The sequence below is a fragment of the Sporosarcina sp. QA0331 genome, from assembly GCF_055808055.1.
In genome coordinates this window covers 4,089,179-4,104,156 of the sequence record NZ_CM147850.1, presented here as the reverse complement: position 1 = coordinate 4,104,156, position 14,978 = coordinate 4,089,179, and the positions used below count along the sequence as shown (strand labels likewise).

The following is a 14,978-nucleotide window of genomic DNA, read 5'->3' as shown; positions in this document are numbered from 1 at the left end:
CCATTCACCTTCTATTTTTAGTAAGACGTAATTGTACTCGGGCCAACCTTTTTCCGAACGGCAGCAAATACCATTCCTTCTCCGCCATTATACGTGATTTCATGACGACGACTAGGAAAACGCCCGCCCCTAATGCGACAGCTGTTAATGCAGTTAAGGTCGCTCCAATTCGTGACGATACGTTGTCGAATAAAATTTGGTCCGCAGCAAGCATCCATGGGAAAATGACTGCCGCCATCGCTACCGTCGCAAGGAAGACCCAACCGTAAAAACGGGAAGGAGCTAGCCTAATCGACCACACCGATTTGAAATAAAGCAACAGTCCAAACGCAATCGCCGCAAAACCAACATTGCCCGCAATCGCAGCGCCTGTTACATCTAAAACCGGCACTAGTAATTGATTCGAAATTATTTTGACGGCGAGGCCGCCGAGAAGCAGCAACGTCGGGATTTTCACTTTGCCGGCCCCTTGCAATATTGCGGTTAACGGCAAGATGAGCGACAGCCAAAAGATCTGAAATGCAAATATGATCAATGCGGCAGAGCCATCCCGCGTCTCAAACAGCATTTCATTCACATACGGCAACACGAACGCAAGACCGATCGCAGCCGCCCATCCAAATAAAACAGCCGTCCGGAACGTGAGCTGAATGAACGGTTCTGCGCCGCGCCCTTCCTTTTTTGCCGCATGATGCGCAATGAGTGGGACGATTGCAAGAGCCAATGTGGAAGCAATCAAAATTCCCATTTGGACGAGCGGCTGCCCACGGTCATACACACCTTTCAGTTCCATGGCAACATCAGACGTGAACCCTTCCGCAAGTAGAATATTGTAAACGGTAAACGAATCCGCCAGCTGGAATAAAAGTAGGATTAGTGAGCTCGCACTGACGCTTACACTGACGAACGTTAATTCCTTCACGACCCGCCATGTATCGACTTTCAAAAGCGGTCCTTTAAAGGCGTTCCTGTAATAGAGCGCAAGAATCACGACTCCTGCCGTCTCACCAACGACCGCACCCCACATCGCCACTTCACCGGCTGTGTAAAGGGAAGCGCCTGCCCTTACAGCGAGCCATGTGCCTATAAGGATGACCGCCACACGGAATAATTGCTCACCGACATTCGAAACGGCAACAGGCGTCATCTGCCCTTCCGATTGGAATGAACCTTTCAATACCGCAAGCATTGGCATCACAAGCACGATATAAGCGCCTGCACGCAGGAGTGAAACAAGTTCCGGATCTCCCATGGAATGTGCGAAAAACGGAGCAAACGTCATGAGAATGATAAAAAACGATACAGACAATCCGGCCAAATAGAGAAAGGCAACCCGCTTGATCGCTTTCGCCTCGCCATCGCTTGTGCTGCCCGCGAGCAGCTTCGAAACAGCCACTGCAAAGCCGTACGATGTCCATACGATGAAAATGCCGATGAACGGATACACTTGCTGGTAAATGAAAAACCCTTTATCTCCGACAAGGTTTTGGAACGGAATCCGGTATACGGCCGCCAGCAATTTGACGATGATGGCCGATATCGTCAAAATCGACGCACCTTTCATGAATGTTTTCATATTCCAATCCGTCTTGGACATAACTGCGCCTCTTTCGATGTTTACTTTGTTTCTAGTATAGCATTTTCGACAAAATCCGTTCCGCAGAATTGCAAGGCGATTGGACAAGGGCTCATTCTTTCACGATCAAGGTCCATTTATCCCCGGCAAGGCTCCATTCTTCCTCGAAGAATTCTCCATCCAAAAAACAGCCACACGCTCCGATGTAAATGAGCGTGTAGCTGTGTCATTTCATTTTCCTTAATAAATACAATAAATACGGCGTTCCAATCAATGCGACGACGAGACCGCTCGGGATGTCTTTCGGCGCAATCAATATGCGTCCAACAAAATCCGCCGTCACTAAGAGCAAACCGCCCAGCAAGCCCGAAACAATGAGCAGCGGCAAATGACGGAAACCTACTAATCTACGGGCGATATGAGGCGCGACAAGGCCGACAAAGCCGACTGTCCCGACAATCGCGACCCCTGCTGCACTGATCGTCACCCCAACGACAAGCGCCCAGACACGCGTCGATTTGACAGACAAGCCGAGACCCGCTGCCACATCATCCCCGAATGTCAACGCATCCAAGCTGCGTGTTAAATAGACGGCCGGACCAATAAGCAGAACGAAAAACAATAACGAGAGCTGCACATCCTCCCAGCCTTTTCCGTACGTACTTCCCGATAGCCAGACAAGCGCCGCTGCAACCGCCAACTTCGCCTTCACGACAAATACTTGCGTTGCGGCGGATCCAAATGCAGAAATCGCGATACCCATCAAAGCGACGAGCATCGGCTGAAAGTTGTTTTTCCACGCTGTCACCATAATGATGCCAAGAGCAACGGCGGCTCCTACTACCGCGCCAAGCGGCATATACTGAACAGGGATTGCCGGTATTGCAACCAATAGCAGCATTGCCCCTGCTCCACCCATAGAAGTGACGCCCAACACACTTGCATCTGCTAACGGATTTCGCAAGACCCCTTGCAATAAAACACCCGCAAGCGCAAGCAGCACCCCGATAATGAAAGCTGTGAGTACACGCGGCACACGGAAATTCCAGACGACCGGTTTCATCCAATCAAGCGACCAGGCCATCCCGTTATAGGAAAATGCCAATGCAAAGACAGCAACGATCAAAACCGCAACGATCGAAATGACGACCGGCAGTCTAACCGGCTTCAACGTGCCGCCCATTTGGCGATCACCTTTCGTATGCGACTTCGCCGTCTTCCAAGCTAAATAAAGCAGCCAAGGTCCGCCAGCCAATGCTGTCATCGCACCGACAGGCACCTCCTGTCCAGGCTGTATCAGCCGGCCGAGCACGTCCGCCCCGATCATCATGACAGCACCCCATAGGAATGACTGAAGAAAGATTTGCAAATGGCCGCGGACGCCTAACATCCGAACAATATGCGGAGCCATCAAACCGATGAACCCGATCGGACCGACGACACTGACCGTCGTTGCTGCAAGCAAAATCGCAGCTGCCCACGCCATCAATTTAACGAATCGAACATTTTGGCCAAGCGAAGAAGCAACATCCTCGCCTAACGATAAAATATCCATCGGCTTCGCAATCCCTAACGCGGCGATGAACAAAATGAGAATCATCGGGCCCGCAAATGTGACGCCGCTCCAATTCAACTGCACGAGCGTACCTGATCCCCATAAAAAGAGACCGTTCGTCTGATTCTCGAACAGAAGCTGCAATGAGCCTGTCATAGAAGAAAATAGCAAGGAGATAATCATCCCTGTTAAGGCAACGCGGACAGGTTCCATTTGCTTCCCTGCCAGAACGACGACGAGTACGGACGAAAGCACAGCGCCCGCAAGCGCAACGAGAAACGGAAAGTCGCCGAGCAACGATGGAAAGAAAATCATCGAAACGACGACAAAGAAATACGCGCCGGCATTGATGCCTAGTGTGCTTGCAGATGCCAACGGGTTATTCGTCAATGTCTGTAAGATGGCACCTGCCACAGCGAGCGCACCACCCGCTAAAATGCCGATTGCCAAACGCGGAAGCCGGAGGGAAAGCACGATATCCTGAATGCGCCCCTCCACCCAAACTTCCTTCAAAAGCTGGGAAACTGTGTAATCAGCTTGGCCTTGTGTTAAATGGATGAAGGATAAAACGACCAACAGGAAAAGACCGATGATCATAACGAACAACGATCTTTTCCCTGAAGCCTTTCCCGCCATTATTTATTTACCATCGTATCTACGATTTGATTCAACAATGTTTCAGCGGACAGCGGACCTCCATACAACCATGTATCCTCACCGAGGTTAAATAGACGGTCTTCTTTTACGAAATTCAAGTTTTTCCAAACAGCGTTATCTTTCAATTGCTTTTCGTATACATTGTCTTCTTCCTGCACCGTGTACAAATAGTTTGCATCCTCGTATTTCGTCAAACCTTCGACATTGAAAGTGCTTGAGCCAAATACTTCAAATTGATCCGGCACATGAACGTTTTTCAAACCGATCTTCTCAAGGATTTGGGAAGCCATGGAGTTCGGGGTGAAAACTCGAATTTCAGGAGCTTGTGGACCCGTGTAAGCGAGCGTCAAGATGACATCCTTTGTCTTCAGGCCAGCTTTCTCGATTTCAGCTTTTGCTTCTTCGTATTTCTCATCTAAGTGCGCCAACACTTTTTCAGCTTCATCCGTCTTGTCTACGGCCTTCGCGATTTCATTGAAGGTCGTCGTCATTTCTTTGTACAAATCAATGGACTCGTCTTCCGGATATGGATTGAAGATGACTGTCGGAGCGATTTTCTCCAAATCTGCCAGCATGGCATCATGACGGAAACTGACACCGATGATCAAATCCGGCTCAATTGCAGCGATCGCTTCCAAATTCGGCTCTTGCCTTCCACCGACATCAACGACATCATCACTCAATTCCGCGTCGATGTTCACCCAATTATGATATTCCTGGATGTCCGCCATACCCGCAGGCTGTATGCCAAGCGCTAGTAGGTCTTCCGCATACGTCCATTCAAGCACGACGACTTTCTTAGCAGGCTTATCAAGCGTCACTTCACCGTTCGAACCAGTGATCGTTACACTTTCCCCAGTTTCATTGACAGGCCCTTTATCTTCATTCTTCTTCGAAGAGCAGCCAACTAACAGAACTGCACTAAGTACTAACAAAAGTACGGTCTTCATGTATTTATTCATATATTCTCCTCCACACTGATAATCATTATCATTTAGTAGTGTAATCTGTCGGTTAGGTATTTGTAAAGTGATTTCATAGATTAATGATTATCATTCTCAATTGTACGAGAATATGGTATGCTACTTAGTAATAAGAGTCGGCTTTCTTTTGGATTACAAATGAAACGGAGGCATTCTATTATGCACCCTACGATAAATACGAAAAACCTGTCGATCGGCTATGAAGATCACCTTCTTTTTGAGAATTTGAATTTAACGATCCCTCGTGGTGAAATTACGGTATTCGTCGGAAGCAACGGTTGTGGGAAATCCACATTGCTTCGTTCGATCGCTCGTTTGTTGAAGCCTTCGGACGGCTCCGTCTTGCTAGAAGGGAAAGACATCCACTCGATGTCTTCCCGCAATGTTGCTAAGAAAATGGGCATCCTCCCACAAGGTCCCGTATCACCTGAAGGATTGACTGTTCATGACCTTGTTAAACAAGGCCGCTACCCTCATCAATCGTGGCTTTCCCGTTGGACGGAGGAAGATACGAAAAAGGTCGAGGCTGCGATGGAAGCGACAAAAATAAGCGATTTGCGCGACCAGGCAATCGATACATTATCTGGCGGCCAGCGCCAGCGTGCGTGGATTGCCATGACACTTGCGCAAGACACGGACGTCATTCTGTTGGATGAGCCTACGACATATCTTGACATGACGCACCAAATCGAAATTTTAGACCTTTTGTTTGAGTTGAATGAGCAAAAAGGCCGCACGATCGTCATGGTGCTCCATGATCTGAATTTGGCTTCTCGCTATGCCCATAATATTGTCGCCATTAAAGACGGAGGGGTATACGCACAAGGAAGACCAGAAGATATTATTACTTGCGATCTCGTCCGCGCAGTGTTCAGCATGGAATGCCAAGTATCGACGGATCCCCTTTTCGGAACGCCGCATTGTGTTCCTTTCGGCCGTGGACGCTGTGTCGTGCAGCAAGTAAGGAGCAATACAGGTGCCTAAGCCGAACGACGAGCAAATTGCATCATTGGAACGTTTCGGTGTCTTTCTGACCAGGCATCCCGATACATTTACAAACGCCAAAGCGATCTTGTCGGAAACAGTGACCGCTGCATTGTTTTCGGAAATTCGTGCATTAACTGGTGCTCCTACAGATGCCGTGGCGGCTTCCGTTTATATGAGGAGACACGGTTTCTTCCTGACGGGACTGTTCCATATGCTCAGCAAGTTCAATTTGCTTTTTACCGGCAAATTGGAGGATGTCTCTTTATATATCGAAAACGGGACGATCCAGTTTACCATTCTGACAGATTCTTTCGAAGACGTCCTTGACCGGCACGAAGCGCTCCATTACATTCTTGTACAATACGGGCATCCTGTCGTCGAATATATGAGCAAGCGCGCACATGTTTCCAAGCTGATCCTGTGGGAGAATGTTTGGGGCTATGTGCTCTGGATGTATTCCATGCTTCTCAACGAAGACTGCCACACTGCACAAAGCGACCTCGATTTTCTAGTGGAAGATGAAATCTGGAAGCCGCATATGAGGCGCTCACCCTTTAAACAGTATTTGCAGAATGAAGAACCGCTTGAAGCAATGGGAAACTACAAACGAACGACTTGCTGCTTAATGAAGGAACTGCCCGATACTGATAAATGTCCATATTGCCCGTTAAATAGAACATAAAACAGCCTACCACACCGATTTTTCAGGTACGTGAAGGCTGTTTTTTATCCTCTATGTGTATAGATTGATTAAACTAACTGATTGCACTGAGATATAGGTCGAAGGAATCTTCTACTTCCTGTTCTACAAGCGCAATAAAATCGCTGTAATCCTCCGTGATATTCCTTAGGGCTATACCTGTATCAATAAGAGGAAGTACCTCACCCGTCGCCTTTTTACTGAGCTCATCTTGAACTATTGTGTTTCGATAAAATAAACTGTCGACCGCAAGCAACAGAAGTAGGAAGATGACTAACAGCTTTTTTTGTCTATACGACTTCAGAATCTCAAACTTTGGCAACAATGCCCCCCTTACTTATTGTTAGAAGCTAGTTCACGATTTATTGCTGTTCCCAAGGATTCGGAATATCTTTCATCTCTGGATGTTCCCAGAATTCAGGACCAGGATAACCTATATACAAATAAAGGTCGTTGTTAGGAGTTTGTGTTGTTGCTTTTATTACTTGATACGTCTCCTCGGAGTAGATAAAACGATCGCTATCATCTTCATGCGATGAAGAAGCAAATTTAACTCCATCATAATCATTAAATAATTCATCAGCATAACTTTTATCTACTTTTCTCAATATAATTGAATTTACTTTATCGTTATAAAAACCGAAACTTGCAACCTCTCCATAATCTAGGTAGAAATCAGATTCACTTACATCAGCCTGCTCGATTATAAAATTATCACCTAATCGTTCAATTACGTTTGATGGTGAATCACCTATCGTCACGCCAAGTAGATATAAGTAACCTTCTTTTTCAGAGAATGTGGGTTTAGCGAAATCCACTTCCGTGTTGGTTGGAGAAGGGTGTTGATTTTTAAGATTCTGTTGCGTCCTATATAGATACTCTGCTTTTTGTTCCCAGTGATCCGGTCCAGCACGAAATAGGGATAAGTATAGATTCCCATCCATAGACATCGTTGATGCATGCAGTAGTTGAGAAGTCTCCTTGGAGTAGAATAAACGATTATCATTATCAAGATACCAATGAAATACAAATTTAAATCCACCATAGTCATTAAATAATTTGTCAAAGTAATCTTCATCTACATTCATGAATGTGATTGAATCTAATTCATCTTCAATAAAAAAGAACTTCGCCTGTCCCCTATAATTCATTACAACGTCTGCCTCACTGCCGTCCTCTTCACTGTCATCCTTTTGCACGATTGTAAAATTCTCACCAAAGACTTCGATTACTTTTGATTGGGAATCACCTAACGTTATTCCTTCGAGATAAAATACCTCTTGTTCTTCGGAGAATTTAGGTTTTGATAAATCTATGTCTACTTCCGCTGGAGACGGTTGGTCGGCTACAGATGGTTCATTTTCAGTCAATACTTCGGTTAATACAAAAAGCATTGCGCTCATTGTTACTACTGCGGCAATTACTGCATATCTCCAATTATGTTTTGGTCTTTTTGATCTGTTTTGGATCTCATTTTCAACGTTTCGCATAACCCTTTTTTTACTTTCCGTTACATCCTTCACTTCAGTAGGAATGAATTTATCCATTTAACAGTACCTCCCATTCAATTCCTATCAGCTGATTTTTTAACAATTCTCTACCGCGTCGCAAGCGGGTTTTGACTGTACTTTCTGGAATGGCCAAAAGACTTGCAATCGCAGCGATCGTCATTTCGTCAAAATAAAAGTAAATGAGGACCTCGCGTTGTTTCAACGGCAATTGAAGGATTGCTTCTCCAATTAGTGTTTCTTCATCTTTTCTAACCAATTCATCTGATTTCATTACAGTTTCTGTTTGGAATAATTTGTTTTGCAATTGTATCTTTCTATAAGTCCAGCTCTTCAAATAGTCTTTACTTTTATTAATGGTCATTTTCGTTAGGAAGGCCTTTACTTCGCCTCGTTCTTCATAATTGTTGCGACTATCGTAAAACTTTATAAATACTTCCTGTACGATATCTTCTGCTGTTTGGAGATTTTTCACGTAATAATAGGCAAGCCTAATTAAATACTCCGTGTATTGAAACATTAATTCTTTTATTTCATTAGTGCCTATCACAGCTTCAACCCCTTTCCCTATATAGTAAACGATTCTCAAACTGCGGTGGTTTGTTTTTTCGGAATTATATTAAAATTGATTGGCAAGTTGGTTTTTTCATGCTCGGCTCAAACCCCTTCAATCTTTAAAAAGTTGAATCGTTTTCGGTGATAGGATGCTCTAATAGATAGAATGATGAAAGGGGGTGCCGATTGGTCTTGAAAAAGAAATTGGTTGCACGCGCGAAAAAAGGGAATAAACAGGCTTTTGAGACGTTGATGCATGATGAGAAAGAAAAGTTGTATAAGATGGCAGTCATTTATATGAAAAATGAAAATGATGCATTGGAAGTATTTCAGGAGACGGTTCTCAAAGCGTTCACATCCATGCATTCACTAAAGGATGACCGTTATTTTTCCACTTGGATTACAAGGATTCTGATCAACACGGCGCTTCATATGCTGAAGAATAAAAAGAACATTGTGCAGATCCATCAGGGGATGATTGAGGAGACTGGACATGATGGACGTGTAGGAGTCGAAGTACAGATCGATTTAATGGATGCGCTTGAAGACATGGAAGAAAAGTATAAGACAGTTTTGTTATTGCGTTACTACGAGGATTTTACGGTAAAGCAGATTGCGGAATTTTTGGAATGCCCAGAAGGAACGGTGAAGACGAATATCCGCAGGGGGCTTGAACAGTTGAAGTCAAAACTGAAGGGAGTGTATATTGATGAACGACAAAATTTCATCATTTAAGAGGGAAGTCGATGAAATCCAAGTGCCTATTGAAAAGCTGGATGCCATTATAGAAAACGTATTGGATGGGGAGATGCCGAAGCGGAAAGGGACTGTGCGGCGAAGAATGGCAATTGGGACAAGTGCTGCCGTCCTGTCATTAGGCATTTTGGTCGGTTCGACGGCTGTTTCGCCTGCAATGGCCAATTTCGTATCACAAATACCACTCATCGGTTCAATCTTTAGCCAGTCTGATGATAAAGGGTTAGTACAAGTAAGCGAAGCGGGCTTAGCTCAAAAGATTGGTGAGACGAAAACGGTCAACGGAAAATCATTGACGATTGATGAGGTGTTCTATGACGGAACCCGGTTCACTTTTAGCTATTCATTTGCTTCGGATGTCCCGATTACTGACAATTACTTAAAGCCTTCCTGGACGATTGATAGGCAACAGTATGCTTCTGGCATGGGAGGAGATGAGGTAGTCATCAGTCCGACAGAAAGGACTGGAATTTACGAATTGGATCACTATCAAGAAGAGACGGCACCGTTAAAGGAAAAATTCGAATTAGGACTGTGGTTTGAAGGAGAAGGTGGAGAAAAATGGGACTTCCACATTCCGGTCGTCAAACAGGCAGTCCAAAGGCAGGTTGCAATCGATGAAGTGCAGCAGCTTGAAGATCTGAAATTGATTGTGAACTCAATCAACTCTGGTCCAGGTGGAATACTTCTTAATTACAAAGTCGAAAGTCCGTATGATCACCGTATAGCGAGCCTAATTCGTTTTGAAGTTTTTGACGAAAACGGAAATGAATATAAAATGAATTATGGTGGTTCAACCGGCGCACGTTATAAAAAAGGAACATTTTTATTCGATCCAATAAAGGACGATGTTACTCAATTGACCATCAAACCGGTTGTTGATATCCCTGAGGGTGAAACTGTTATTGATTATTCGGCATATAGGAAGAAAACATATCCTTTCAAAAGTTTCAAAGTGAACTTACTGAATTAATCAAAATGGTCCACAAATTCAAGCTACAAGTGCATTTCTGTAATAAAGATTAGCAACAATCGAGCCCAATTTTCTTTGATGATTGAGCTAAGAAAACTATATTGCAATAGCCTCAGTTACCGTAGGGTTATTGCGTTTCAGTGTCACGAATATGTTCGCAAAATAATTGATAACAAACAAAAACAGCCCACACGCACCGATTCTTCCGGTACGTGCAGGCTGTTTTTCATTGTTCCATTTGTTTCGCCAAAAAATGAGCTGCAGTTTCTGCTGCTTTTTGTTCGGCTTCTCCGATGAAATGGACTTTCGATAGTAAATAGACAGCGCCAATTGTGTCCCCGCCCGCTACGATTGGAGCGATGCAATAGGATTTCACTTGCTCGACTTGTCCGGGCACCCATTCCACTGCTTTTTCAAGCTTTTCCGTAACAATGGTGCGGCCCTTTAGGATGTCTTCCACGTCCGGAGCCAATTGGCGGTTCAAATAATCTTTTTTCGATAATCCGGATACGGCGATCATTTCGTCCCTGTCACTGATCAGGGCGGGTGTTCCGAGGGTTTCGTATAGTGTTTCTGCGTACTCTTTCGCAAATTGACCGAGCTCGGAAATAGGAGAATATTTCTTAAGGATAACCTCGCCATCCCTGTCGGTGAAGATTTCAAGCGGGTCCCCTTCGCGTATGCGAAGCGTCCGTCTGATCTCTTTCGGGATGACCACCCTCCCCAGATCATCAATTCTGCGCACGATTCCTGTTGCTTTCATGCATGATGCCTCACTTTCCAAAAATTAAAACCGTTTTCCGTTCGGATATAGTATGCATCATGTTTGGACATTTTATGCAACAGTTCCTTTAGACGGAATCTGTGGAAACAGACTCTTTGATGGACGAATGCAAAATTCTCATCATCTCCTCAAGAACGTCGAATTCCGTCTTTTTGCCTGTATGACGTTCATCCACCGTGATGATTAGCCTGCCATCTTCCATCGTAAAACCGACAGCACGTCCGAATTCCATTGAATCGGAAACGATTTTCGCTCCATCTGTTTTGGCTGTTCCTTCTTCGGTTAGACGGATTTCGATGACAGAACGCTGTTTTTTAATTGATTCGACACCCGCTATACGTCCCCATGCTTTTATCCGTCCAACACGCAGCAATAGATCTGCTTCCAATGGCAAATCGCCGAATCTGTCTGTCATCTCATCGACGAGCTCGGAGTAATCCTCTTCGCTTTCGATCGCTTTCACACGTTTGTACATTTGGATCTTCTGGAAGCCGTCTTTGATATATGAATCCGGCAAATACGCATTGACCGGCAAGGAAATCTCGACATCCGGGATTTCCGATTTCACGATACCTGTCTGTTTCTCCTCAATCGCTTCCTGTAGCATTTGCGAATATAGGTCAAATCCGACAGAATCGATGAAGCCATGCTGCTGGGATCCTAGCAAGTTCCCGGCTCCGCGGATCGACAAGTCACGCATCGCAATTTTGAATCCGGATCCGAGCTCCGTAAATTCCTTGATCGCCTGCAAACGGTTTTCCGCCACCTCTGTCAGTACTTTGTCCCTTTGATAGAGGAAATAACCGTACGCGACACGATTTGACCGTCCGACCCGTCCACGCAGCTGATACAGTTGGGATAAGCCCATCCGGTCTGCATCATGGACGATGAGCGTGTTAACATTCGGAATATCAATGCCTGTCTCGATGATCGTCGTCGTGACGAGGACGTCATATTCGCCTTCCAGGAAGCTTAAGATCACGGATTCGAGCGTCGATTCGGTCATTTGTCCGTGCGCAAAGGCAACGCGCGCTTCCGGGACGAGCTGTTTGATTTCATCGACTTTGCGTGTCATATCTTCTACGCGATTATATAGATAAAACACTTGGCCACCGCGCCCCAATTCCCGCTCGATCGCTTCCCTCACAAGAGCGAAGTTATGCTCCATGACGTACGTCTGGACCGGGAAACGGTTAGCCGGAGGCGTTTCGATGACGGATAAATCCCGTACACCAAGCATCGACATATGCAAAGTTCGCGGTATTGGCGTCGCCGTCAATGTAAGGACATCTACATTCGTTTTCAGCTGCTTCAGTTTCTCTTTATGTGTAACGCCGAATCGCTGTTCTTCGTCGACGATGAGCAGGCCTAGATCTTTATAGACAACGTCTTTAGATAGAAGACGATGAGTGCCGACGACGACATCGATCGTACCGGCTTTCAACCCTTTCAACGTTTCCGTCTGTTCTTTACGTGTGCGGAATCGGTTCAATAGCGACACTTCCACAGGGAATCCGGAGAACCGCTCCTTCATCGTCTCATAATGCTGCTGAGCAAGAATGGTTGTCGGGACGAGAAAAGCGACTTGCTTTCCGTCTGCGACCGCCTTGAATGCAGCACGGATCGCCACTTCGGTCTTCCCGTATCCGACATCTCCGCACAGAAGACGATCCATCGGTCGCTCTCTCTCCATATCGCGTTTCACTTCGACGATGGAACGGAGCTGGTCTTCCGTCTCGTCATATGGAAATGCATTTTCGAAAGATCGCTGCAAATCATCGTCTGCTGAGAATGCATACCCTTTTTCAGCTTCGCGCTTCGCATAGAGTTTGATCAGATCATCCGCGATGTCTTTGACGGCGGAAGACACTTTACTCTTCGTCTTCTTCCATTCCGCCCCGCCGAGCTTATGGAGTTTCGGCTCCTTCTCCCCGGAAGCGACATATTTCTGGATAAGATCGATTTGATCTGCGGGGACGAAAAGTTTGTCCTCTCCGCGATAACGGATATCGAGATAGTCTTTATGGACGCCGCCCACTTCGAGCGTTACGACGCCATAATACTTTCCGATTCCGTGGTGAACATGGACGATATAATCGCCAGGTTTGATTTCCGAGTAGCTTTTGATGCGCTCCGCATTCGTCATTTTCTGCGGCCGGGCTTTCCGCTTCGGCTTCCCTTTGAACAGTTCGGCGTCCGTAATGACCGCTAGGCGTTGGAACGGCAGTTCGAATCCTGCTGATAGGTCCCCTTCAATGATGGAGATTGTTCCCGCGTCTTTTGGCTTGCCGTTCAATGCCGCATCCATCTCGTAATCTCTTAGAATCGATTGGACTTTCTTCATCCGTTCTTCGCCATCAGCAACGATGAAGACATTGTATTTCCCTTGCTGCCAACGTTCCATTTCATTTTTCAACAAGTTCATCTGCCCATGAAATTCCTGCATCGGTTTGCAGGAGAACGAAACAGTTTTTTTCAAGACGATGCCAGGAACTGCCCGGACGAACAAGGATAGATAAGATTTCGGCTGATCGAGCATTTTATGCATCTCTTCGAATGAAAACGAGATTTTTGCATCATGGACGATCTTTCCATCTTCAAGAAGCGTCAGAAACCATTCCTTCTCTTCGCTTTCCAGAGAAGAAGAAACTTCAAGAATCCGTCCGATTTCATCGAATAGGACAATGCCGTTTTCCGGAAAATAGTCACCTAGATAGGATGGCACACGGTCTGAAAATGATACATACTTCATCATCCCTTCCGGAGTGATGCCGTCCCGCAAATGGCCAATGTCCCGGGAGATGTTTATTGTCAGGGATTCTTTTGCCTCTTCATTCTTCATCCGCTTCAAACTTGCACTGAGTGCGTCCTCTAAATTCGTGGCGATTTGTGATAGTTCGGCGGCGCTCCAAACATGTTCCGTCGCGGGAAGGATCGTCACCTCTGTCAGTTTGTCGGTCGAGCGCTGATCTTCTGCAGAAAATGTTCGAATGGAATCGACATCCGTGTCAAATAGTTCGATACGGATCGGATTTTCCATATTCAACGGATACACGTCCAAAATACCGCCCCGAAGAGCGAAATCGCCCGGCGCAGTTACCATTTGCTGTCTTCCATAGCCCATTTCCACAAGCTTCCGTGTCCATTCATCCACGTCGATACTGTCATCCAGATGGACGGACAAGGAATTATCGAGCCATCTTTCTTTTGGCGGAAGAAGTTTCTTCATTCCCGCAACCGGCGTAATATAAATTCCTTTCCCAACACGCGCCATATGGTCAAGCGTATCGATCCGGCTTGCTCGAAGTTCATAACTAGCCACAGAAAAATCGGCAGCAACCAATTCCTCTGCAGGATACAAGTGAACGAGTGATTCTCCAAGCATTTTCACAAGGTCTTCATATGTACGTTGTGCTTGCAGCATGTTGGGAGTGATGATCAGGATTGGCCTATCAGCGGACTGCTGGACAGTCTTAAAAAAGACGGCTTTTGCACCGCCCGATAGACCCGCCAAAAGTTGACGGTCCTGTCCTGTTTTCAGTTCCTCAATTACTTTAGTAATCTCTTTGTCTTGTAGAAATAAATCTATGAGCGCATCCAATGATCATTTTCCTCGCTTTGCAATAAATAAATTGAAGTGAAAAAAGCTTTGCGCGCGCAATACGCCAAAGCAGAAATTCTATTGTATCCATTTCCGTAATGCATAGTAATCGGGATTCATTCTCAGCGACTGTTCACATTGCTCACAAATGCAACGGACCGTCATCGAGCCATTTTCATCATACTCTATGAATTGCTGGTCATGCCCTTCTTCCATCCTTTTTAGTTCTCGGATGATTTCATCGGCAGATGAAAGTGGTATGCTGCCGACCTCCGTATTGCAATGTCTGCACGAATAACGAACGTCCTTCGGTTTCATCAGTATCATCGGCCCCTTTTTAACA

Annotated in this window: 13 protein-coding genes; 4 read left to right on the top strand and 9 right to left on the bottom strand. The window is 45.7% G+C overall.

Annotation, left to right across the window (positions count from 1 at the left end):
* Nucleotides 1-4: 4 nt before the first annotated feature.
* The 3 genes from AC0L13_RS20835 to AC0L13_RS20825 all read right to left on the bottom strand — a co-directional run bounded on the left by AC0L13_RS20835 (nt 5) and on the right by AC0L13_RS20825 (nt 4,750).
* Nucleotides 5-1,597 carry a putative polysaccharide biosynthesis protein gene (locus AC0L13_RS20835; RefSeq protein ID WP_473642633.1) on the bottom strand — a complete coding sequence of 531 codons (1,593 nt, stop codon included), beginning with the start codon at nt 1,595-1,597 and terminating at the stop codon, nt 5-7.
* A 205-nt stretch (nt 1,598-1,802) separates the two neighbouring features.
* Nucleotides 1,803-3,728, bottom strand: a complete 1,926-nt coding sequence (locus AC0L13_RS20830; RefSeq protein ID WP_473647193.1) for an iron ABC transporter permease — start codon at nt 3,726-3,728, stop codon at nt 1,803-1,805.
* Nucleotides 3,729-3,766: 38 nt separating this feature from the next.
* Nucleotides 3,767-4,750 carry an ABC transporter substrate-binding protein gene (locus AC0L13_RS20825; protein WP_473642631.1) on the bottom strand — a complete coding sequence of 328 codons (984 nt, stop codon included), beginning with the start codon at nt 4,748-4,750 and terminating at the stop codon, nt 3,767-3,769.
* Nucleotides 4,751-4,930: 180 nt separating this feature from the next.
* Between AC0L13_RS20825 and AC0L13_RS20820 the strand changes: the two genes are divergently transcribed.
* Together AC0L13_RS20820 and AC0L13_RS20815 are read left to right on the top strand one after the other, a co-directional pair.
* Entirely contained in the window at nt 4,931-5,755 is an 825-nt protein-coding gene (locus AC0L13_RS20820; protein WP_473642629.1) for an ABC transporter ATP-binding protein, read from the top strand.
* Nucleotides 5,748-6,440, top strand: a complete 693-nt coding sequence (locus tag AC0L13_RS20815; protein WP_473642627.1) for a hypothetical protein — start codon at nt 5,748-5,750, stop codon at nt 6,438-6,440. The genes AC0L13_RS20820 and AC0L13_RS20815 overlap by 8 nt, the downstream gene beginning before the upstream one ends.
* A gap of 73 nt (nt 6,441-6,513) precedes the next feature.
* Here the strand turns inward: AC0L13_RS20815 and AC0L13_RS20810 are convergent, their stop codons facing one another.
* The 3 genes from AC0L13_RS20810 to AC0L13_RS20800 are packed head-to-tail and all read right to left on the bottom strand — an operon-like array spanning nt 6,514 to nt 8,516.
* The gene (locus AC0L13_RS20810) at nt 6,514-6,780 is read right to left on the bottom strand and encodes a hypothetical protein (protein ID WP_473642625.1); all 267 of its coding nucleotides are present in this window, start codon (nt 6,778-6,780) and stop codon (nt 6,514-6,516) included.
* 40 nt (nt 6,781-6,820) lie between these two features.
* Nucleotides 6,821-8,005 (bottom strand): hypothetical protein, encoded by a 1,185-nt coding sequence (locus AC0L13_RS20805; RefSeq protein ID WP_473642623.1) that lies wholly within the window; start codon nt 8,003-8,005, stop codon nt 6,821-6,823.
* Nucleotides 7,998-8,516, bottom strand: a complete 519-nt coding sequence (locus AC0L13_RS20800; RefSeq protein ID WP_473642621.1) for a sigma-70 family RNA polymerase sigma factor — start codon at nt 8,514-8,516, stop codon at nt 7,998-8,000. The genes AC0L13_RS20805 and AC0L13_RS20800 overlap by 8 nt, the downstream gene beginning before the upstream one ends.
* Before the next feature lie 197 nt (nt 8,517-8,713).
* Between AC0L13_RS20800 and AC0L13_RS20795 the strand changes: the two genes are divergently transcribed.
* Both AC0L13_RS20795 and AC0L13_RS20790 read left to right on the top strand, forming a co-directional pair.
* On the top strand, nt 8,714-9,256 hold the full coding sequence (locus tag AC0L13_RS20795; RefSeq protein ID WP_473642619.1) for a sigma-70 family RNA polymerase sigma factor: 543 nt from the start codon (nt 8,714-8,716) through the stop codon (nt 9,254-9,256).
* Nucleotides 9,231-10,250 carry a DUF4179 domain-containing protein gene (locus AC0L13_RS20790; protein WP_473642617.1) on the top strand — a complete coding sequence of 340 codons (1,020 nt, stop codon included), beginning with the start codon at nt 9,231-9,233 and terminating at the stop codon, nt 10,248-10,250. The genes AC0L13_RS20795 and AC0L13_RS20790 overlap by 26 nt, the downstream gene beginning before the upstream one ends.
* Before the next feature lie 226 nt (nt 10,251-10,476).
* Here AC0L13_RS20790 and spoVT read toward each other — a convergent pair whose 3' ends face one another.
* The 3 genes from spoVT to AC0L13_RS20775 all read right to left on the bottom strand — a co-directional run bounded on the left by spoVT (nt 10,477) and on the right by AC0L13_RS20775 (nt 14,953).
* A complete protein-coding gene (gene spoVT, locus AC0L13_RS20785) occupies nt 10,477-11,013 on the bottom strand; it encodes a stage V sporulation protein T (protein WP_060205952.1) in 537 nt (178 codons plus the stop codon).
* 88 nt (nt 11,014-11,101) lie between these two features.
* A complete protein-coding gene (gene mfd, locus AC0L13_RS20780) occupies nt 11,102-14,635 on the bottom strand; it encodes a transcription-repair coupling factor (protein WP_473642614.1) in 3,534 nt (1,177 codons plus the stop codon).
* A gap of 78 nt (nt 14,636-14,713) precedes the next feature.
* A complete protein-coding gene (locus AC0L13_RS20775) occupies nt 14,714-14,953 on the bottom strand; it encodes an anti-sigma-F factor Fin (RefSeq protein WP_473642612.1) in 240 nt (79 codons plus the stop codon).
* Nucleotides 14,954-14,978 lie beyond the last annotated feature (25 nt).

Coding starts and splice junctions, on each gene's coding strand:
- AC0L13_RS20835 (WP_473642633.1), bottom strand. CDS start 1,597: ATGTCCAAGACGGATTGGAATATGAAAACATTCATGAAAGGTGCGTCG.
- AC0L13_RS20830 (WP_473647193.1), bottom strand. CDS start 3,728: ATGATCATCGGTCTTTTCCTGTTGGTCGTTTTATCCTTCATCCATTTA.
- AC0L13_RS20825 (WP_473642631.1), bottom strand. CDS start 4,750: ATGAATAAATACATGAAGACCGTACTTTTGTTAGTACTTAGTGCAGTT.
- AC0L13_RS20820 (WP_473642629.1), top strand. CDS start 4,931: ATGCACCCTACGATAAATACGAAAAACCTGTCGATCGGCTATGAAGAT.
- AC0L13_RS20805 (WP_473642623.1), bottom strand. CDS start 8,005: ATGGATAAATTCATTCCTACTGAAGTGAAGGATGTAACGGAAAGTAAA.
- AC0L13_RS20790 (WP_473642617.1), top strand. CDS start 9,231: ATGAACGACAAAATTTCATCATTTAAGAGGGAAGTCGATGAAATCCAA.
- spoVT (WP_060205952.1), bottom strand. CDS start 11,013: ATGAAAGCAACAGGAATCGTGCGCAGAATTGATGATCTGGGGAGGGTG.
- AC0L13_RS20775 (WP_473642612.1), bottom strand. CDS start 14,953: ATGAAACCGAAGGACGTTCGTTATTCGTGCAGACATTGCAATACGGAG.